The sequence below is a fragment of the Streptomyces sp. NPDC057438 genome, assembly GCF_042802995.1.
GTDB lineage: Bacteria > Actinomycetota > Actinomycetes > Streptomycetales > Streptomycetaceae > Streptomyces.
Map to the genome: position 1 here is coordinate 18,785 of NZ_JBHVDD010000057.1, position 18,533 is coordinate 37,317.

The following is an 18,533-nucleotide window of genomic DNA, read 5'->3' on the forward strand; positions in this document are numbered from 1 at the left end:
TTCAAGGCCTCATCGCGGTGGGTTGGACGGCCTGACGCGGATGGGTGACCAGGTACGGGCGGACGCTCTTGACGAGCATCGCCATCTCGTAGCCGAGGACGGCGGCGTCGGTCTCGCGTCCGGCGAGCACGGCGAGGCAGGTGCCGGAGCCCGCGGTGGAGACGAACAGCAGGGTCGAGTCCAGTTCGACGACGACCTGGCGGACGTCGCCGCCGTCGCCGAAGCGGACACCCGCGCTGCGGCCGAGGGAGTACAGGCCGGAGGCCAGGGCGGCCATGTGGTCGGCGCTGTCCGGATCGAGGCCGTGGACCGACTTCACGAGCCCGTCGCAGGAGAGCAGCACCGCGCTCCTGGTGTGCGGCACGCGCTGGACGAGGCCGCTCATCAGCCAGTCGAGATCGGATACCTGGCCGGTCGGCGCATCGCTCGCCATGGTGGATCGACTCCTTGGGGTGCGTTGGTCTGCGGGAGCGCAGGGGGTGGGGACCGTGGTGAGGGGGGTGGTCATCCGGCCGGTGTGCTCCCGTCCTGCCGGGAGGTGCGGTCGTGCGGCGCGTCGAGGGTCGACGGCGGTACGGCTATGGGGGCGGCGCCCCCGGGGTGTCCGCCCAGGGGCCGGGCGGTGTCCCGGTGGAGGACATCCCTGGGGGCCGGCTCCCGGTGCGGCGCGTCCGCGCCGCCCGGGCCTCCGTGGGCCGGCGGGCCGGCGGCCGGGCCCGTGTGCAGGTGCCCGGTGGACGGCTGCCCCGCGGTGGGCTGTCCCGTCGTGAGCCGGCCCGTCGTCGGCCGTCCCGTCGTGAGTTGTCCCGTGTCGATGCGGGAGGCGGCGTCGGGGGCGGGGGGTGCGAGGTCCGCGGCGGTCGTGTCCAGCGTGGAGGTGTCCCAGTCGGAGTTCTCCGTCTGCCGGGCCTCGGCGAGCCCGATGCCGCGTTGGAAGGCGGCCATCAGCCCGGGGTCGTGGCCGACGTAGTGATCGGGGTCCCGCGAGGGCGTGGGCGCGGGGCCGCCGCGGAGCTGCGGCACGATGTGCTGCTGGGCCCGGCGGCGGGGCAGCCGGGGCTTGCCCATGGTGCCGCGTACGGCGCCGCCGACACGGGGGGTGGGGGGTGCCCCGGCGTTCTCGTCCACGGCCCGCCGGTCGTCGGAGCGGATGCCGGGCACGGCCTCGGCGGGGGTCGGCCGCTCGTCCCGGGCACCCCGCACGGGCAGGGGGGCCGGGCCGCCTCGGCCGGACCCCTGCTGGCCGCCGGCCCGGCCCGGACCCTGCTGCCGGGGCACGGAGGCACGCGTCGGGCTCGGGGCGGAGCGGTGACCGGGCTCGGGGCGGGCGCCGGCCGGACGGCCGGGCTGTGCGGGCGCGGGCCGGCCGGTGGTGGTGCGGTCCGGCCGGTCGGCCGCGGGGCGGTCCGCCGGGCCGGACCCGGACGACCGCTGCGGAGGGGCGGTCTGGACGTGGCGGGGCTTGTCGGGGTGCCGTACGGCGGTGTTCTGCCCGGTGTGGGGCGGCTGGGGCTGCGTCTGGGGCCGGGGGTGCGGCAGGTCTCCGGGCTCGCTGCCGAGGAGCCCCTGCGGAACGACGAACGCGGCCTGGACGCCGCCGTAGATGTTGCTCTGCAGGCGGACCTGGATGCCGTGGCGGCGGGCCAGCTGGGAGACCACGAAGAGACCGATGCGGCCGTCCTGGAGGAGGCTGGCGACATTGACCTGGTCGGGGTCGGCGAGCAGGGCGTTCATCTTGTTCTGCTCGTCGACGGGCATGCCGAGCCCCCGGTCCTCGACCTCGACGGCCAGTCCGGAGGTGACGAGGTTGGCGCGGAGCAGGACCTGGGTGTGCGGGGCGGAGAACACGGTGGCGTTCTCGACGAGTTCGGCGAGGAGGTGGATGACGTCGGCCACCGCGTGCCCGCGCAGGGTGCCGTCGACCGGGGGCACCAGCTTGACCCGGGAGTACTGCTCGACCTCGGCGATGGCGGAGCGCAGCACCTCGGTCATGGAGACGGGGTTGCTCCACTGGCGGCGGGATACGGCGCCGCCGAGGACGGCGAGGTTCTCGGCGTGCCGGCGGATGCGGGTGGCGAGGTGGTCGACGTGGAAGAGGCCCTTGAGGAGGTCCGGGTCCTCGATCTCGTTCTCCAGGTCGTCCAGGATGGTGATCTCGCGCTGGACGAGGGACTGCAGCCTGCGGGCCAGGTTCACGAAGACTTCGAGCTTCTGTTCGCTGCCCGCGTGGCTGGAGAGCTGGGCGGCCTGGACGACGGCGGTGACGGCGCTGTCGTGGGCCCGGGTGAGATCGGCGGCGAGCAGTTCGAAGTCGTCGGCGTTCGCGGCGGGCTTGGCGTGCGGCCCGCGCGCGGGCGGCTGGTCACCGCGCCGCAGGGCGTCTACGAGGGCGCGCAGGTCGTCCTCGCTCCGGCCGCTGACCTGCCGCAGGGCGCCGAGGCGGCCCCGGACGGACCGGGCGGTGCGGTCGGCGGCGACGGCGCCGATCGCGATGCCGGCGAGGGCCACCGCGGCCGTTCCGGCGAGGACCGCCCACAGGGTGAGGCTGGGGCGGGCGCCGCCGGCGCGGAAGGTGAAGAGGACGGCGGCGCAGGCGCTGAGGGCGACCGCGGTGGGGGGCAGCACCGCGAGGCGCATCAGCTGTGGCCGTATGTGGATCTCGGGCAGCGAGGGGACGGCGCGGGTGGCCGGTCGCCCGTGCCGCCCGCCTTCACGGCGGTCTGCGCGGGCGGCCGGTGCGCGAAGGTGAGACATCAGCGTCCTCGTACTGGTCCGTCGAGCGTGGGGGGGTTGCCGCGTCTGGGCGACTTGGGCGTGCGCCATCGCGTGTCGGTCGCGAGAGTCGAGGAATTCGACCCGGCGTCGTCCGACGGCAACTCACAGTAGTCGCCAACGCGTCATGTGCGGAGCGCAGTTGACAAAGACCCTCGCAATGCGTCCCGCTCTGGTATGAGGGCTCGTGCGACAGTCCGATTATTTTTCGGACGCCTGTTCCTCTCCCTTTCCTCTCACCTTCCTTTCGCGCCCGAATTTCGATCAGAGCCGTTCAGAACAGGTCGTCAAGAAACGTCGAGGGCCGGGGAGCGCATTGCTCCCCGGCCCTCCAGATCGATCGAAAAATCACCCTGTCGGGAGAATTCCCGAGGGGTTTTCTCAGCTCTCGGCCACCAGGTCCAGCCGGTCCCCCACGGGCGGCCAGGCCGCCCAGCCGCCGGTCGGCTGCTGGGACACGGCACGCCACCACGGGTCCACCGGCGGTGTGCTCCGCGGCTCGAACGGCCGGCCCGGGTGCGGGGCGGCCATCGTGACCCCCGCGCCGTGCGTGGCCCACATCATCCGCTCGCCCGGCTCGGCCCAGGCGTGCATCGCCAGGTTGAACGTCGCCCAGTGGATCGGCATCATCACCCCGCCGGGCTCGCCGCCCTGCAGGTCGAGATGGGTCTGCAGCCCCTCTTCGGGGGTCATGTGGATGTCGGGCCAGAACTCGGAATAGGCACCGACCTGGATCATCGTGATGTCGAACGGGCCGTGCTCGGCGCCGATGTCCGCGAAGCCGCCGAAGTAGCCGGTGTCGCCGCTGTGGTAGATCCGGTGCTCGTCACCGGCGACGACCCAGGAGGCCCACAGCGTGTGCTGGGTGTTGCGCAGGCCCCGGCCGCAGAAGTGCCGGGCGGGGGTCGCGGTCAGGGTGAGACCGCCGACCTTCGTCGCCTCCTGCCAGTCCAGCTCACGGATCCGGTCCGCGGAGACGCCCCAGTGCTCCAGATGGGCGCCCACACCGAGCGGGACGGCGAAGACGGTGTCCGTACCCGCCAGCTCCTTGATCGAGGGCATGTCCAGGTGGTCGTAGTGGTCGTGCGAGATGACCACGACGTCGACCGGGCCGAGCGCGGCCAGCGGCAGCGGCACGGGGTGCAGCCGCCGGGGCCCGGCGAAGGCGAACGGGGAGCAGCGCTCGCCCCAGACGGGGTCGAAGAGCACCCGGTGCCCGTCGATCTCGGCGAGCACGCTCGAATGGCCCATCCATGTGATCCGCAGCCCGCTCGCCGGGGGCGAGGCCAGGTCGGCGAGGGTCGTGGCGTGCACGGGGATCAGCCCCGCGGGGGCCCGCCTGACCCGCTCGTCCTTGCGGAACCAGCCCTTGGCCATCTCCACGGCGGCGCCGCCGGAGGGACGGACCTGGGCGCCCTCGGGATTCACGAAGACCCCGTTCGCGAAGTGCGGGGATCTGCGGATCCGCTCCATTCGGGCACCGCTCGGGTCCGCGCCGAAGGCGGCGGGCCGCGCTGCACGCAGCCCCGAGCTGAGAGAACGGGATCCGGAACCGGACACGGCACCTCCTGGTGAATTCGCTCAGGCATCCCATTATGGGCCGCCCCTGTGGCGGCGCCCGGTCCGACCCGGCGCCGCGCGGTGCAATACTGACCAACTATTCAGTAGGTCTCCTTGTTCCCGCCGTCCGCATTCTTCGCTCCCTTTTTGCCCGCCCGCCGGGCCGACCCGAGGAGTCCCATGACCACGCCCCCGTTCGTGTCCCTGACCTGGACCGACCACGTCACGGGCCGACAGGGCTTTCTCGTGGTGGACCGGCTGGTGCGCGGGGTCTCCAGCGGAGGTCTGCGGATGCGGCCGGGCTGCACCCTCGACGAGGTCGCCGGGCTCGCTCGTGGCATGACCATGAAAGAGGCGCTGCACTACGACCCGGAGAGCCGCTACGTGCCGCTCGGCGGCGCCAAGGGCGGCATCGACTTCGACCCCCGGGATCCGGGGGCGTACGGCGTCCTCGTCCGCTATCTGCGCGCGGTGCGCCCGTACATCGAGCACTTCTGGACCACCGGTGAGGATCTCGGACTCACCCAGGACCTGATGGACCGCGCGGCGGTGGAGGCGGGCCTCGTGTCGACGATCCAGGCGGTGTACCCCCTCCTCGACGACGAGGCGTCCGCCCGGCGGCGCCTCGCGGACGCGTTCGCGGTCCGGGTGGACGGCATCGGTCTCGACGAGCTGGTCGGCGGCTGCGGTGTCGCCGAGTCCGTGCTCACGGTCCTGGACCGGGCCGCCGCACCGTACGCCGGGACGCGGGTCGCCGTACAGGGCCTGGGCACCATGGGCGGGGCCACCGCCCGCTTCCTCGCCCGCGCCGGGCTCACGATCGTCGCCGTGGCCGACATCAAGGGCACCATCACGAACCCGGCGGGCCTGGACGTCGAGGCGCTGCTCGCCGCCCGCGACCCGCACGGCACGGTCGACCGCTCGGCGCTGCGCCCCGCGGACCGGGAGGCGCCGGCCGACGCCTGGCTGGCCGCGGAGGCCGACGTGCTGGTCCCCGCCGCCGTCTCCTACGCGATCGACTCCACCAACGAGCACCGCGTCACCGCCCGGCTGATCGTCGAGGCGGCCAACATGCCCGTCCTGCCGGCGGCCGAGGAGGCGCTCGCCGGCCGGGGGGTCACCGTCCTGCCCGATGTCGTGGTCAACTCCGGGACGAACGCCTGGTGGTGGTGGACCCTCTTCGGCGACATCGGCCCCACCGCCGACGAGGCGTTCACCCACGTCCGCCGCTCCATGCGCGCCCTCGTCGACCTGATGCTGACCCGGGCCGGGACCGACGGCACGACTCCCCGGGCCGCCGCCCACGCCCTCGCCGCCGACCGGGTACCGGCCATCACGGAGAGATTCGGTCGGCACCGCTGAGCGACGCCGCGGCGGTACGCGGGCCTGGGTAGGGTTGCCGCGTGGGCAGGGTGCGGTTGAGTGTGGCCGAGCGGCGCGCGGAGCTGCTCCGGGCCGCCGTCGAGCAGATCGAGGAGCGGGGCGTCGCGGCGGTGCGGATCGCGGACGTCGCCGCCGTCCTCGGGGTGAGCAACGCCCTGGTGCTGTACCACTTCTCGACCAAGGAAAGACTGGTGGCCGAGGCCTTCCGGTACGCCGCCGAGGACGACCTCGCCCATCTCCGCAAGCTGCTGGGCCGTCGCACCACGGCACTGCGCCGGCTCCGTGCGGCCGTCCGCTGGTACGCGCCGACCGGCCCGGCCAAGGGCTGGCGGCTGTGGATCGAGGGCTGGTCGGCCGCCCTGCGGGATCCGGCCCTGCGCGAGGTCACCCGCGAACTGGACGCCCGGTGGAAGGCCGCCCTGACCGAGGTCATCGGGGCGGGCGTGGCGGCCGGGGAGTTCCACTGCCCGGACCCCTCGGCGACGGCCCTGCGCCTCACCGCCCTCCTGGACGGTCTGGCCGTCCAGCTGACGTCCTACGGCGGCACCGTCTCCCGCACCCGGGCCCAGCAGTGGGCCGACGAGGCCCTGGCCCACGAGCTGGGCCTGACCCGCGAAGTTCTGACAGCTGCTACCCGCTGACCCCCTCGCACAACCGCCCCGCCAGGGGCGCGAGCAACCACGACACCCAAACCCCGGCCGCGACCAGCCCGCCCCCTCAGGGGCGCGAGGAACTGCGCGAGCAACCCCGACGGCCAGAACCCCGCCCGCCGACCCGCACCCCCACGACCCCACGCGCCTCACCCCAGCGCCCCCGGCTACGGGCCCGCATCAGATTCGGCCAACCGCCGGAGGCACCCCCGCTCAGGCCACCACGCCGATCCGCTCCCTGATGTCGTCCGGCGACAGGTGCCCCTTCGCCGAGACGTGGTCCCCGGACGACTCCCCCCGCAGCCGCCGCCCGATCCACGGCACCAGGTACTCCCGGGCCCACTGGATGTTGTCCCGCCGCATCTCCAACGTGCCGCGCGGCGGCAGCGGGGGCCACGGCTGGTCCGGGTCGGCGGGGATGTCGACGCCCAGCACCTGCCCGGCCCGCAGGGCGACCCGGGTGTGCCCCTCCGGGGACAGGTGGAGCCGGTCGAGGTCCCAGGCCCGCCGGTCCTGCACCGTCTTCAGGGACCACAGGTCCAGCACGGGACACCCGTACCGGTCGGCGATGGCCCGCACATGCAGGTTGTACGTGGCGATCTTGCCCCGCAGATGCTTCAGCACGGGTACGTCACGGGTGTCGAACCCGGTGGTCACCATGACCGTGCCGACCGCCGAGGTGAGCCTGGACACCGCCCGCTCGAACCGCTCGGCGACCTCGTCGGGATCGGTGCCCGGACGGATGATGTCGTTGCCGCCCGCGCAGAAGGAGATGAGATCCGGCGCGAGCTCCAGCGCCCTCGGCACCTGGTCCGCCACGATCTGGTCGAGGAGCTTTCCCCGCACGGCCAGGTTGGAGTAGTCGAAGTCGCCCTCGGGCACCCGGTCCGCGAGGAGCACCGCGAACCGGTCGGCCCAGCCGACGAACCGCCCGTCGGGCCCGGGATCGCCGACGCCCTCGGTGAAGCTGTCCCCCAGCGCCACGTACGACCCGATCATCGTTCTGCTGTCATTCGAATCGTCTGCCACATCGGCCCATGATTCACCTTCGCATGTGACCTACGCGACCGTAATAAGGGCTTGACGGACGGTGAGATAGACCACGCGTCAAGTGTTGGTCAACCCGGAATACCGCAGGCCGGGATGGCGGAACCCCACCATCCCCCAGCCCGCTCGCCCCCGCCGCGGCTCAGTGGTGACCCCGCAATCTCCACACTCGGAAGTCCTCGATCCGGAAATGGCTCCAAGTGGTGCGGAAAGCGAAATGCCCACGCGTGTACGGCGCGTGGTCCACATGGTCGAAGACCAGCCGGCCGTTGTTCCACCACTGGACCTTCGACCCGTCCGACACGATCCGCACACGGTGCGGCGCGTTCGCGACGAGCAGCGGTTCGGTGTAGTCGTGGATCAGCGGCCGCACGCCCGGCTCACCGACGTACCGGCGCAGGCGTGTCGTCGTGTTCGTGTTGGCGCCGTACCCCACGTAGTACGCCTTCAGGTGGTCGTACTCGGCGAGCGCGCCCGCGCGGGGGGTGGCGAACAGATCATCGGGCGAGCGCACGTCGACGGCGTTCCAGAAGTTGTTGAGGTCGGAGACCCGGTCGTTGGCCCCGCCCGCCGAGACCGGCGTGGCCGTGTACTCGACGGCGTACGGCCCGTCCAGCCGCCGCCTGAACCAGACCGTGGCTCCGGCCGGCACGTCGACCTCCAGCACCCCCCGCGAGGCGGTGACCTCCCCGCCCCGCTCCAACTCCACCGCCCAGCACCCGAGTCCGTGCCGGAAGTCGTCGGCGGCGATCAGCCGGCGCCGGGGCGCGTGCGCGGTCGCCGTCCCGGCCGGGCCGAGCGCCGCGAGGGCGGCGCCGGCCGCGAGAACCCCGAAAGCTCTACGGGTGGTCATGACACTCCTGTCGTCGGCGACGCGTCACGGGCATGGACTCCCCACACGGAGCCCCCACAGGGCCACCCCGCGCAGAAAGCGCTTGCGGAGATCACTGTGTCCTCCCGCGCACCCCCTGTCGAGGCCCAGGTCGGCCATGCCACGGGACCGCAACACGAGCGCGCGCCCCGGGACCGTGCCAGGGAACCGCGAAGGCCGGCCCCGACTGAGCGGGGCCGGCCTTCGCGGCGGTCGAGGAGCGGGGCCTCAGACGCTGACGCCCTTGGAGCGGAGGTAGGCCAGCGGGTCGAGGTCCGAGCCGTAGGAGGGGGTGGTGCGGATCTCGAAGTGCAGGTGCGGCCCGGTGACGTTGCCGGTCGCACCCGAGAGACCGATCTGCTGACCGCCGCTCACGGACTGACCCGCGGAGACGGAGATCGAGGAGAGGTGGGCGTACTGGGCGTAGTAGCCGTCGGCCAGCTTGATGACGACCTGGTTGCCGTACGCGCCGCCCCAGCCGGCGGAGACGACGGTGCCCGCGCCCACGGCCTTGAGGGCGGTGCCGGTCGGGGCCACGAAGTCGACGCCCGTGTGGTAACCGCTGGACCACATGCTGCCGGCGGTCTTGTAGGCGGTGCCGACGGCGGCGCCCTGGATGGGCACGCTGAAGCCGGAGCCGTTGGCCGACGAGGACTGGCCGTTCGAGGTGGAGGCCGACGCCTGGGTGTCCTTCGACTCCTGCTTCGAGGAACCGGAGGGCTTCGACGACTGCGACGTCCCGGACGACTCGGCGGCCTTCGACGACTGCGACAGCTGCGGCTTCGACGACTGCGAGGAACCGCCCGCGGCCTGCCCGCCGATCGACAGCTTCAGACCCGGGTGGATCAGCGACGGGTCGGAGCCGATCGCCGCGCGGTTGTCCGAGTAGAGGCGCTTCCAGCCCCCCTCGACGTCCTGCTCGTCCGCGATCTTCGCGAGGTAGTCGCCGACCTTCACCGAGTAGGTCCTGGCCGTCTTCTTGGTGGCGGTCCTTTCCGCCTGAGCGGCCTTCTCCGCCTGCTCGATCCGTGCACCGGCCTCGGCCACGGCCTGCTCGGTGGTGATCGTTGCCGTCTTCTCGGACACACCCGAGACCGTGGCCGCCGGGGTGGCGGCCTGGGCGCCGGCGGCCCCGATCAGCGGCAGCGCGAGCGCCGCGCCACCGGTCCCGGCGGCGGCGATCGAACGGGTGAAACGCTGGGACTTGGGGCGGCGGTGCTTACCCTTCGCGGGCATGACGAATTCCTCTCCGGCGCCTGCGAGGTGAGCTGTCGGGTGCGGACTGGAGATGTCCGGCCGTGCTCGCGCACGGCTTTACCCCTAGCCGTTCCGGGAACCGGAACAGGCGGTGATTCCTGTGGGTCCCCCGCTCCTGCCGTGGATCGGGTCGGTGTGCGGCTCCGGTCGGCGGCAGGATTGGGCGTCCGTCCGGATTGACGCCGAACGTAAGCGACTTGTGCCCATAGAGACAACCATTGGGACTTCCTGTGTGTCTTCCTACCTGATCCTTACATCAATCCACCCTCACGCTCCGTAAAAGACCGGTCCCGCCCATTTCCCAACCGCCCTGGAAACCTGCCCGAATTACGTGCACATGGCGACAGCGGAACGTCACGAATATGACGCTGCTCACGCCCCTACGTGCCAGTAGGCTTTATTCCAGGTCTTGTTGGAATTACGACTGCAATTCGGACAGATCGCTCAAGTGCGACGCAGGTGGATAACCGTCGCATCGAAGTCACCACGCAGGCCCGTCGACAGCCCGTGATGCAACAGCACGGCCCCTCGGTGCACTTCGCCCGTTTCACGGCATTCATACGTTTCTGCCGAATCCAGTCCACGCAGCCGGACCGGGGCGGGCGGCTCACCGTAGTGCTGCGCCTGGAGCCAGGCCAGGACCACGACCTCGTCACCGTGGATGTACTGCACGGCGCTCAGCCCGCCCGTCGGCGGCCGCAGCCGGTGAAGATCACCGCGCTGCACGACGGGCCGGATCCGCTTGTACAGCTCGACCCACTCCCCCGCCTCGGCGAGCTCCTCCTTGGTCCATTCGGTGAGGTCGCCGCCGACCCCGAGCACGCCCGCCATGGCACTGACGAAGCGGAACCGCAGCGTGCTGACGCGACCGTTGAGCTGGTTGTTCGGACTGTCGGTGACCCACGCGGCCATGGTCCGGGCCGGGTGGATCTGGCTGAAGCCGTGCTGGATGGCGAGCCGGTCGAGCGGGTCGGTGTTGTCCGACGTCCAGACCTGGTCCGTCCGGGCCATCACCCCGAGGTCGATACGGCCGCCACCGCCGGAGCACGACTCGAAGGCCACCCCCGGGTGCGCGGCGCGCAGCCGGTCCAGCAGGGCGTAGAAGGCGTGCACGTGCTCGACCCACAGCTTCTGCGGGTACGGCTCGCCGGGCCAGCCGGCATCCGTGAAGCAGCGGTTGAAGTCCCACTTCACGTAGTCGATCGGCGCACTGGACAACAGCGCGTCCAGTTTTTCCCAGAGGTACTCCTGGACGTCCTCGCGCGCGAGGTTGAGGACGAGCTGATTGCGCAGCTCCGTCCTCTTTCGTCCCGGTTGGAACTGGGCCCATTCGGGATGAGCCCGGTACAGCTCGCTGTCCGGGTTGACCATCTCGGGCTCGACCCAGATACCGAACTGCATACCGAGGGCGTGCACGGAGTCGGCGAGGGGCTTGAGCCCCTTCGGGAAGCGGTCCGGATTGGGCGTCCAGTCGCCGAGGCCGGCCCGGTCGCTCGTCCTGGCCCCGAACCAGCCGTCGTCCACGACGAACAGCTCGACCCCGATGGCCGCCGCCCGCCGCGCGAGCGCCTGCTGCTGTTCCTCGGAGATGTCGAACTCGGTGGCCTCCCAGGAGTTGAAGAGGACCGGCCGGTCCTGGTCCGCGTCCGGGATGACGTACCTGCGCTGGTACGCGTGCCAGGCGCGGCTCGCCCCGCCGTGGCCGCCGTCGCTCCACAGTCCGGCGAAGACGGGCGTGGTGAACGTCTCCCCCGTCTCCAGCCGCAGCAGACCCGACTCGTCGTACCCGGCGCCGCCGGTGATCTGCACCCGCGCGTCCGGCAGTTGGGCGACCGCGATCCGCCAGGACCCCGACCAGCCGAGGGCGCAGCCGTAGACCTCGCCGTGCTCCTCGGTGGCGTCGGTGTCCAGGGCGACCCAGGGCAGGTGCTGGTGACCGGTGTGGCCGCGCCGGCTGCCGATGACCTTCTCCCCGTAGGTGAGGTCGCCGCGGACGAGCCGGGACTCGGCCGCCCACCGTCCGTGCAGCTGGGACAGGCGCCAGGTCTCCTCCGTGCGCCTCGGCAGCGTCCAGGTCGCCGAGTCGGCCCGCAGCAGCTCCACCGCCGGACCGTCGTTGACCAGGGTCACCCAGCGCTCGATCACGTCGTCCCGCAGCCGGTAGTGCAGCGTGATCCCGAGCCCGCCGTCGGTGAACCGCAGCCGCAGCTCGTCGCCGTCGGCCTCGTACTCCCGGAAGGTCCACTCGGTGCCGCGCCGCTCGTCCGTGCGCACGGACAGGGCGGGCCGGGTGAAACGGGGACCGCCCTCGACGGGGTACTCCTCGTGTCCGTCGACCGGGGCCTCGAACGGCCAGTACGGCAACCGCTGCCGGCCGGCCAGCTCCTCGGCGTCCGCGAGCGCGATCCGGGGACCCCAGTGCAGGTGCAGCAGCTCGCCGTCCTCGGTGAGCCGCAGGGCGTAACTGCTCCTGGGCCCGGTGAGAATCCAGGTCCGGCCGTCTGTGCCGATTTCCAACATCAAGCCCCCACAGATTCGATCAGGTGCGATCAGGCGGCAACATCATCGCAGGTCGGTCCGCGTGCCCGACGGGGCCTGTGGACAACCGCGGAACAGCGCGCCGTGCCCCCTGTGGACAACTCATTGGGGTACGCACCCATGTCGTATCGTCGAGGGCGCGCCTCAGCGCCGAGTGCGTGCCCGCCGGCGATGCCGCCGACGGCCGGATGGGAGGGAGCCCCAGTGACGCAGCAGATCCCGTCGACCGAGCCCGAGCTGACCGGAGTGCGCAACTTCCGGGATGTGGGGGGCCTGCCGACGGTGGACGGCCGCCGAGTGCGTCACGGGGTCCTGTTCCGCAGCGGGCACCTCGCGCACGCCACCGACGAGGACGTGACGTTCCTCGCCTCCCTGGGCCTGCACACCGTCTTCGACTTCCGTAACGCGGCCGACCAGAAGCTGGAGGGGCCGGACGTCCCGCTGCCCGGGGTGCTCAACGTGAACCTGCCGCTGAGCGATCCGGCGGACGGTGCCGAGTTCTGGAAGATGGTCCGGGACGGCGACCTGGACCAGCTGCGCGCGCTGTTGGGCGACGGGCGGGCGGCCGGGCGGATGACCGCCTCCTACCGGAAGATGATCAAGGATCGTACGGCCGAGCACTCCCGCGTGCTGCACGCCCTGGCCGAGGACAGTGTGCCCGCGCTGATGCACTGCGCGGCGGGCAAGGACCGCGCGGGACTCTCCGTCGCCGTCACGCTGCTCGCCCTCGGCGTCGAGCGCGAGGCCGTCCTCGCCGACTACCTGAAGTCCAACGCCAAGCACCGCCGCTACAAGGTGCACCGCAGCAGCACCTCCGCGAGCGCTTGGTCCCCGGAGATCATGGAGCTGCTGAGCCCCCTCTTCGACGCCCGCGCGGAGTACCTCCAGGCCGCCCTCGACACCCTGGAGGAGACCTGGGGCGATGTCGACACGTATCTGGCGCAGGGGCTGAGGATGACCCCCCTGACCCGGGAACGGCTGCGCGAGCGCCTGCTCGACTAGGACGGACCGGGCGGGTGACTACTGCCGGGCGCCCAGTTCGAACAGCAGGTAGATGAAGGCCGCGAAGACATGGCCGACCGCGATGTAGATGATCAGCCGCACCCACAGGGCACGGGGGAACTTCTCTTCCAGGTCGGTCATGGTGTCTCTCCGGGAGTGATCGGCCCGAGGCACAGCGCGGCGGCCGGGCTCTGCAGCAGGGTGTGGACGAACAGGAGGTCGGCGCCGTCCTGGTCGGCGGCGGTGATGCGGTGCGGGGTCAGCGAGTCGAAGTGGGCGCTGTCACCGGGCGCGAGCAGATGCGCGGTGTCCCCGAGGCGCAGCCGCAGCCGCCCGGTCAGGACGTAGAGCCACTCCTCGCCGGGATGGACCCGCACGATGTCGCCCTGTGAGCCGTACGGTACGTGGACACGCAGGGCCTGCATCCCGCGCCCGGACGCGCCGGCCTGCCAGTAGGTCCAGCCGCCCGCCCGGGTGGGCTCTGCGTCGGGGGCGCGCAGCACGGCGTCCCGCTCGGCGACGGTCTCACCGAGCAGCTCCGAGACCGTCGTACCGTAGACGCGGGCCAGGGTGAGCAGCATCGGCAGCGAGGGCTGGCGCTGCCCGGTCTCCAGCCGGGAGAGGTGCGCGGGCGAGAGGCCGGCGGCGCGGGCCGCGGTCTCCAGGGTGAGGGAGGCCCGGCGGCGCAGGGCCCGCAGCTGCGGGGCGACGGCGGGCAGGGCCTCGTCCGCCGGGTTCTCGGGAGGGTGCGTACCCTCGGAGGGGCTCATGGCTCCATTCAGCCGCAGTATTGCCTCAGCGGCAAATTCCTTGCCTCAGAGGCAAAAGCCGCGCGGCCGAGGCCTGGCAGCACGTCCACCGGCCCCCACTAGCGGTTGGCCACCGCCTGTTTCACCAGCGTCCTGCCGAAGTCCCACATGAGTCCGCCCCCGCTGTGCGCGTCGTCCATGACCGCGGTGAACGCCTCGACGAAACGGTCCACCTCCCGCTCCCCGACGATCAGGGGCGGGATCAGCTTGATCACCTCCAGATGGTCGCCGGAGACCTGGGTGAGGATGCGGTGCCGTCGCAGCAGCGGTACGACGACCATCTGGGCGAACAGCCCCTTGCGGGCCGCCTGGAGCATCGTCCAGCGGCTGCGCAGCTTCAGCGACCTGGGCCTGCCGAACTCGATGCCGATCATCAGCCCCCGGCCGCGTACGTCGCTGAGGAGCTCGTACTTGTCGACGAGTGCCGAGAGCCGGGCTTTGAGCAGCTCGCCCGTGGCCCGGGCGTTCGCCACGATCCGCTCGTTGTCCATGACGGAGAGGACGGCGAGCCCGGCCGCCATGGCCTGGGCGTTGGAGCCGAAGCTCGCCGAGTGCACGAGAACGCGGTCCATGGACGAGTAGACCTTCTTGAAGATCCACTCCTTGCCGAGAGTGGCGCCGACCGGCACATAGCCGCCGGAGAGTGCCTTCGCCACACACACCAGATCGGGCTCGACCCCGTCCTCGTGCTGGTAGGCGTAGAACTCCCCGGTCCGCCCGAGCCCGGTCTGCACCTCGTCGAGGATCAGCAGCGCCCCGTGCCCGTGGAGCAGTTCCTGGGCGGCGCGCAGATAGCCGGGCGGCGCCTCGCGCACGCCCTTGCCCTGGACGGGCTCGACGACGAGGGCGGCGACGTCGCCCTTGCGCACCTCCCTCGCCAGCGCGTCGAGATCGCCGAGCGGCACGGCCGTGTCGGGGAGCAGCGGTGCGAAGCCGTCCCGGAAGCCGTCCTCGCCGTTGACGGAGAGCGAGCCGGTGGTGAGCCCGTGGAAGGCGTGGTCGCAGTAGAGGACCCGCGGCCGGCCGGTGGCGTACCGGGCGAACTTCAGCGCGGTCTCGACGGCCTCCGTGCCGCTGTTGCCGAAGAACACCCGGTCCAGGTGGGGACTGTGGGCGAGCAGCTTCTCGGCCAGCAGACCGGGCAGCGGCTGGCAGTCGAAGCGGGTCAGGTCGGCGAGCTGGGCGTCGAGCACGTCGTGCAGCGCCTTGCGGACCACGGGATGGTGGCGGCCGAGCCCCATCACCCCGAACCCGGCGAGCATGTCCAGGTAGTCGTTGCCGTCCGCGTCCCAGAAGTAGGCGCCCTCGGCCCGCTCGTAGACCTTGTCGAAGCCGATGGTGTGCAGCATGCGCGGCAGCTGGTGGTTGAGGTGCCGGGCATGCAGCTCGTAGCGCTCGGCGCCGCGTTCGGCCAGGAGTCGGCCGAGGTCGAACTCCTCGGTGGCGGCGGGTTCCAGGATGGTCATCGTGGTTTCTCCTCGGACGGCCCGGCCACGCGCGCCCCGGCCAGGGAGGGCTGGGCCTCGGACGGCTGGGCCACGGACAGGTCCCCCTTCGCCGCCTCGCCCCCGGCGGCCAGCGAGGCGCTGATCCGGCCGGCGATCTCGACCGGCGTCAGCCCTATGTCCGCCAGCACCTCCCCGCGCTTGGCGTGCGGGAGGAACTGCTCCGGAATCCCGAACCGCCGTACGGGCACGTCGACCTCGGCGTCCCCCAGGGCGAGCGCGACCGCCGAACCGACCCCGGCGGCCCGGCTGTTGTCCTCCACGACGGCCACCAGGCGGTGGACGCCGGCGAGCCCCGGCAGCGCCGGGTCGACGGGCTTGACCCAGCGCGGGTCGACGACCGTGCAGCCGATGCCCCGTGCCTGGAGCAGTTCGGCGGCCCGCAGACAGACCGACGCCATCACACCGACGGCGACCAGCAGGACCGCCGGGTCCTCCGGCGCGTCGGAGCGGTGCAGGACGTCCATGCCGCCCACCCGCTCCAGGGACGGGATCCGCGGCCCCACCGACTCCTTCGGAAACCGGATCAGCGTGGGGGCGTCGTCCACCGCGACGGCTTCCCGCAGCTGGGCCCGCAGTTGCTCCGCGTCGCGCGGCGCGGCGATCCGCAGCCCGGGGACGACCTGGAGGACGGACATGTCCCACATGCCGTTGTGCGACGCGCCGTCGACCCCGGTCACACCGGCGCGGTCCAGGACGAAGGTGACCCCGCACCGGTGCAGTGCCACGTCCATCAGCAGCTGATCGAAGGCCCGGTTGAGGAAGGTCGCGTAGACGGCCACGACGGGGTGCAGCCCGCCGGTGGCGAGGCCGGCCGCCGACACGGTGGCGTGCTGCTCGGCGATCCCGACGTCCCACACCCGGTCGGGGAACCTCTCCGCGAACCTGCCGAGTCCCACCGGGTGCAGCATGGCCGCCGTGACGGCCACGACGTCCTCGCGCTCGTCGCCGATCCGGACGATCTCGTCACCGAAGACCGAGGTCCAGGACGGTCCGCCGGCAGACGCGAGCGGCTCGCAGGTCAGGGGGTCCATCACGCCGACCGTATGGAAGTGGTCCTCCTCGTCGGCGAGCGCGGGCTCGTACCCCCGGCCCTTCTGCGTCAGACAGTGCACCAGGACCGGGCCGTGGAAGCGCTTGGCGCGGCGCAGCGCCGACTCGACGGCGCCGATGTCGTGCCCGTCGATCGGGCCGACGTACTTCAGGCCCAGGTCCTCGAACATGCCCTGCGGCGCGAACGCGTCCTTGAAGCCCTTCTTCGCGCCGTGCAGCGCCTCGTAGACCTCCTTGCCGACGACCGGGGTGCGCAGCAGCAGCTCCTTGCCCCAGGCGAGGAACTGCTCGTAGCCGTCGGTGGTGCGCAGGGTCGCGAGGTGGTTGGCGAGGCCGCCGATGGTCGGGGAGTACGAGCGCTCGTTGTCGTTGACGACGATGATCAGCGGCCGGTCCTTGGCGGCCGCGATGTTGTTGAGCGCCTCCCAGGCCATGCCTCCGGTGAGCGCGCCGTCACCGACGACCGCGACCACATGGCCCCGCTCCCCCAGCACCTGGCGGGCCTTGGCGAGGCCGTCCGCCCAGCCGAGGGCGGTGGAGGCGTGACTGTTCTCGACGATGTCGTGCTCGGACTCCTCGCGCGAGGGATAGCCGGACAGGCCGCCCTTGCCGCGCAGCTTGGAGAAGTCCTGACGACCGGTCAGCAGCTTGTGCACATAGCTCTGGTGACCGGTGTCCCAGACGATGCGGTCGGCGGGCGACTCGAAGACCCGGTGGAGCGCGACGGTGAGCTCCACCACCCCCAGGTTGGGCCCCAGGTGACCACCGGTCCTGGCGACCGCGTGCACCAGGAACTCGCGGATTTCTTCGGCCAGTTCCCCGAGTTCCGCCTCGGTCAGCGCCTTCAGGTCGCGCGGTTGCCGGATGCTCTCCAGAATCGTCACGTCGGGCCCCCTCTCGATCCGTGCTCTCTCAGTCCGTGTTGTCAGCTCACGGTGACCGCCGGCTCCCCCGACGCGACGCCGTCCCGTTCCATCCGTTCAGCGATCTTCATCGCCTCGTCGATGAGGGTCTCCACGATCTTCGACTCGGGCACGGTCCTGATGACCTCACCCTTCACGAAGATCTGCCCCTTGCCGTTGCCGGAGGCGACCCCCAGGTCCGCCTCCCGTGCCTCGCCGGGTCCGTTGACGACGCAGCCCATGACCGCGACCCGCAACGGGACCTCCATGCCCTCCAGCCCGGCGGACACCTCGTCCGCCAGCCGGTACACATCGACCTGCGCCCGTCCGCACGAGGGGCACGAGACGATCTCCAGCCGCCGCTGCCGCAGGTTCAGCGACTGAAGGATCTGGATGCCGACCTTGATCTCCTCGACCGGCGGAGCGCTCAGCGACACCCGGATCGTGTCGCCGATCCCCTCGGCGAGCAGAGCCCCGAAGGCGACGGCCGACTTGATGGTCCCCTGGAAGGCGGGACCGGCCTCGGTCACCCCGAGGTGCAGCGGGTAGTCGCAGCGCGCGGCCAGCTGCCGGTACGCCTCGATCATCACGACCGGGTCGTTGTGCTTGACCGAGATCTTGATGTCCCGGAAGTCGTGCTCCTCGAAAAGCGACGCCTCCCACAGCGCGGACTCCACCAGCGCCTCGGGCGTCGCCTTCCCGTACTTCTGGAGCAGCCGCCGGTCGAGCGAGCCGGCGTTGACCCCGATCCGGATCGGCGTGTCGTGGTCCTTCGCCGCCCGCGCGATCTCCTTGACCTTGTCGTCGAACTGCTTGATGTTTCCGGGGTTGACGCGGACGGCGGCGCAGCCGGCCTCGATCGCCGCGAACACGTACTTCGGCTGGAAGTGGATGTCCGCGATCACCGGGATCTGCGACTTGCCGGCGATGGCGGGCAGGGCGTCCGCGTCGTCCTGCGTGGGGCAGGCGACGCGGACGATCTGGCAGCCGGCCGCGGTGAGTTCGGCGATCTGCTGCAGGGTGGCGCCGACGTCCGACGTACGGGTCGTCGTCATCGACTGCACGGAGACGGGGGCCCCGCCACCGACCGCCACCGATCCGACCCGGATGCCCCGCGAGACACGCCGCTCGGCGATCGGCCGCACCGGTACCTCGGGAACGCCGAGCGCTACGGCGGTCATCGC

Annotated in this window: 15 protein-coding genes and 1 riboswitch; of the genes, 3 read left to right on the top strand and 12 right to left on the bottom strand. The window is 71.8% G+C overall.

Annotation, left to right across the window (positions count from 1 at the left end):
• Position 1 precedes the first annotated feature (1 nt).
• The 3 genes from ACFU5F_RS26890 to ACFU5F_RS26900 all read right to left on the bottom strand — a co-directional run bounded on the left by ACFU5F_RS26890 (position 2) and on the right by ACFU5F_RS26900 (position 4,332).
• A complete protein-coding gene (locus ACFU5F_RS26890; protein ID WP_275455118.1) occupies positions 2 to 433 on the bottom strand; it encodes a roadblock/LC7 domain-containing protein in 432 nt (143 codons plus the stop codon).
• A gap of 71 nt (positions 434 to 504) precedes the next feature.
• Positions 505 to 2,754: an ATP-binding protein gene (locus tag ACFU5F_RS26895; RefSeq protein WP_383892217.1), complete on the bottom strand. Its 2,250-nt coding sequence runs from the start codon at positions 2,752 to 2,754 to the stop codon at positions 505 to 507.
• 399 nt (positions 2,755 to 3,153) lie between these two features.
• Complete coding sequence (locus tag ACFU5F_RS26900) at positions 3,154 to 4,332, bottom strand: MBL fold metallo-hydrolase (RefSeq protein ID WP_383892221.1); 1,179 nt, start codon at positions 4,330 to 4,332, stop codon at positions 3,154 to 3,156.
• 180 nt (positions 4,333 to 4,512) lie between these two features.
• On the opposite strand from ACFU5F_RS26900, the gene ACFU5F_RS26905 reads away from it, so the two are divergent.
• Both ACFU5F_RS26905 and ACFU5F_RS26910 read left to right on the top strand, forming a co-directional pair.
• The gene (locus tag ACFU5F_RS26905) at positions 4,513 to 5,694 is read left to right on the top strand and encodes a Glu/Leu/Phe/Val dehydrogenase dimerization domain-containing protein (protein ID WP_383892223.1); all 1,182 of its coding nucleotides are present in this window, start codon (positions 4,513 to 4,515) and stop codon (positions 5,692 to 5,694) included.
• Positions 5,695 to 5,735: 41 nt separating this feature from the next.
• Positions 5,736 to 6,356, top strand: a complete 621-nt coding sequence (locus ACFU5F_RS26910) for a TetR/AcrR family transcriptional regulator (RefSeq protein WP_383892226.1) — start codon at positions 5,736 to 5,738, stop codon at positions 6,354 to 6,356.
• 222 nt (positions 6,357 to 6,578) lie between these two features.
• Here ACFU5F_RS26910 and ACFU5F_RS26915 read toward each other — a convergent pair whose 3' ends face one another.
• The 4 genes from ACFU5F_RS26915 to ACFU5F_RS26930 form a co-directional block, all read right to left on the bottom strand.
• Positions 6,579 to 7,364: an SGNH/GDSL hydrolase family protein gene (locus ACFU5F_RS26915; RefSeq protein WP_383892229.1), complete on the bottom strand. Its 786-nt coding sequence runs from the start codon at positions 7,362 to 7,364 to the stop codon at positions 6,579 to 6,581.
• 190 nt (positions 7,365 to 7,554) lie between these two features.
• Entirely contained in the window at positions 7,555 to 8,265 is a 711-nt protein-coding gene (locus tag ACFU5F_RS26920) for a DUF6250 domain-containing protein (protein WP_383892232.1), read from the bottom strand.
• A gap of 246 nt (positions 8,266 to 8,511) precedes the next feature.
• Positions 8,512 to 9,519, bottom strand: a complete 1,008-nt coding sequence (locus tag ACFU5F_RS26925) for a peptidoglycan DD-metalloendopeptidase family protein (protein ID WP_383892234.1) — start codon at positions 9,517 to 9,519, stop codon at positions 8,512 to 8,514.
• 4 nt (positions 9,520 to 9,523) lie between these two features.
• A riboswitch (cyclic di-AMP (ydaO/yuaA leader) is annotated at positions 9,524 to 9,682 on the bottom strand.
• 302 nt (positions 9,683 to 9,984) lie between these two features.
• Positions 9,985 to 12,060, bottom strand: coding sequence for an alpha-galactosidase (locus ACFU5F_RS26930; RefSeq protein WP_383892237.1), 2,076 nt, complete (start codon positions 12,058 to 12,060; stop codon positions 9,985 to 9,987).
• Positions 12,061 to 12,282: 222 nt separating this feature from the next.
• Between ACFU5F_RS26930 and ACFU5F_RS26935 the strand changes: the two genes are divergently transcribed.
• Entirely contained in the window at positions 12,283 to 13,080 is a 798-nt protein-coding gene (locus tag ACFU5F_RS26935) for a tyrosine-protein phosphatase (RefSeq protein WP_383892240.1), read from the top strand.
• Between the two features lie 18 nt (positions 13,081 to 13,098).
• On the opposite strand, the gene ACFU5F_RS26940 is transcribed toward ACFU5F_RS26935, so the two are convergent.
• The 5 genes from ACFU5F_RS26940 to ispG all read right to left on the bottom strand — a co-directional run bounded on the left by ACFU5F_RS26940 (position 13,099) and on the right by ispG (position 18,530).
• Positions 13,099 to 13,221, bottom strand: coding sequence for a DUF6126 family protein (locus ACFU5F_RS26940; protein ID WP_059080090.1), 123 nt, complete (start codon positions 13,219 to 13,221; stop codon positions 13,099 to 13,101).
• The gene (locus ACFU5F_RS26945; protein WP_383892243.1) at positions 13,218 to 13,850 is read right to left on the bottom strand and encodes a helix-turn-helix domain-containing protein; all 633 of its coding nucleotides are present in this window, start codon (positions 13,848 to 13,850) and stop codon (positions 13,218 to 13,220) included. The genes ACFU5F_RS26940 and ACFU5F_RS26945 overlap by 4 nt, the downstream gene beginning before the upstream one ends.
• Before the next feature lie 98 nt (positions 13,851 to 13,948).
• A complete protein-coding gene (locus ACFU5F_RS26950; RefSeq protein ID WP_383892246.1) occupies positions 13,949 to 15,355 on the bottom strand; it encodes an aspartate aminotransferase family protein in 1,407 nt (468 codons plus the stop codon).
• The gene (gene dxs / locus ACFU5F_RS26955) at positions 15,352 to 17,331 is read right to left on the bottom strand and encodes a 1-deoxy-D-xylulose-5-phosphate synthase (RefSeq protein WP_383892249.1); all 1,980 of its coding nucleotides are present in this window, start codon (positions 17,329 to 17,331) and stop codon (positions 15,352 to 15,354) included. Before dxs ends, ACFU5F_RS26950 begins: the two co-directional genes overlap by 4 nt.
• 41 nt (positions 17,332 to 17,372) lie before the next feature.
• Positions 17,373 to 18,530 (bottom strand): flavodoxin-dependent (E)-4-hydroxy-3-methylbut-2-enyl-diphosphate synthase, encoded by a 1,158-nt coding sequence (ispG, locus tag ACFU5F_RS26960; RefSeq protein WP_383892252.1) that lies wholly within the window; start codon positions 18,528 to 18,530, stop codon positions 17,373 to 17,375.
• Between the last annotated feature and the right edge of the window lie 3 nt (positions 18,531 to 18,533).

Coding starts and splice junctions, on each gene's coding strand:
- ACFU5F_RS26890 (WP_275455118.1), bottom strand. CDS start 433: ATGGCGAGCGATGCGCCGACCGGCCAGGTATCCGATCTCGACTGGCTG.
- ACFU5F_RS26895 (WP_383892217.1), bottom strand. CDS start 2,754: ATGTCTCACCTTCGCGCACCGGCCGCCCGCGCAGACCGCCGTGAAGGC.
- ACFU5F_RS26905 (WP_383892223.1), top strand. CDS start 4,513: ATGACCACGCCCCCGTTCGTGTCCCTGACCTGGACCGACCACGTCACG.
- ACFU5F_RS26915 (WP_383892229.1), bottom strand. CDS start 7,364: ATGATCGGGTCGTACGTGGCGCTGGGGGACAGCTTCACCGAGGGCGTC.
- ACFU5F_RS26920 (WP_383892232.1), bottom strand. CDS start 8,265: ATGACCACCCGTAGAGCTTTCGGGGTTCTCGCGGCCGGCGCCGCCCTC.
- ACFU5F_RS26925 (WP_383892234.1), bottom strand. CDS start 9,519: ATGCCCGCGAAGGGTAAGCACCGCCGCCCCAAGTCCCAGCGTTTCACC.
- ACFU5F_RS26930 (WP_383892237.1), bottom strand. CDS start 12,060: ATGTTGGAAATCGGCACAGACGGCCGGACCTGGATTCTCACCGGGCCC.
- ACFU5F_RS26940 (WP_059080090.1), bottom strand. CDS start 13,221: ATGACCGACCTGGAAGAGAAGTTCCCCCGTGCCCTGTGGGTGCGGCTG.
- ACFU5F_RS26945 (WP_383892243.1), bottom strand. CDS start 13,850: ATGAGCCCCTCCGAGGGTACGCACCCTCCCGAGAACCCGGCGGACGAG.
- ACFU5F_RS26950 (WP_383892246.1), bottom strand. CDS start 15,355: ATGACCATCCTGGAACCCGCCGCCACCGAGGAGTTCGACCTCGGCCGA.
- ispG (WP_383892252.1), bottom strand. CDS start 18,530: ATGACCGCCGTAGCGCTCGGCGTTCCCGAGGTACCGGTGCGGCCGATC.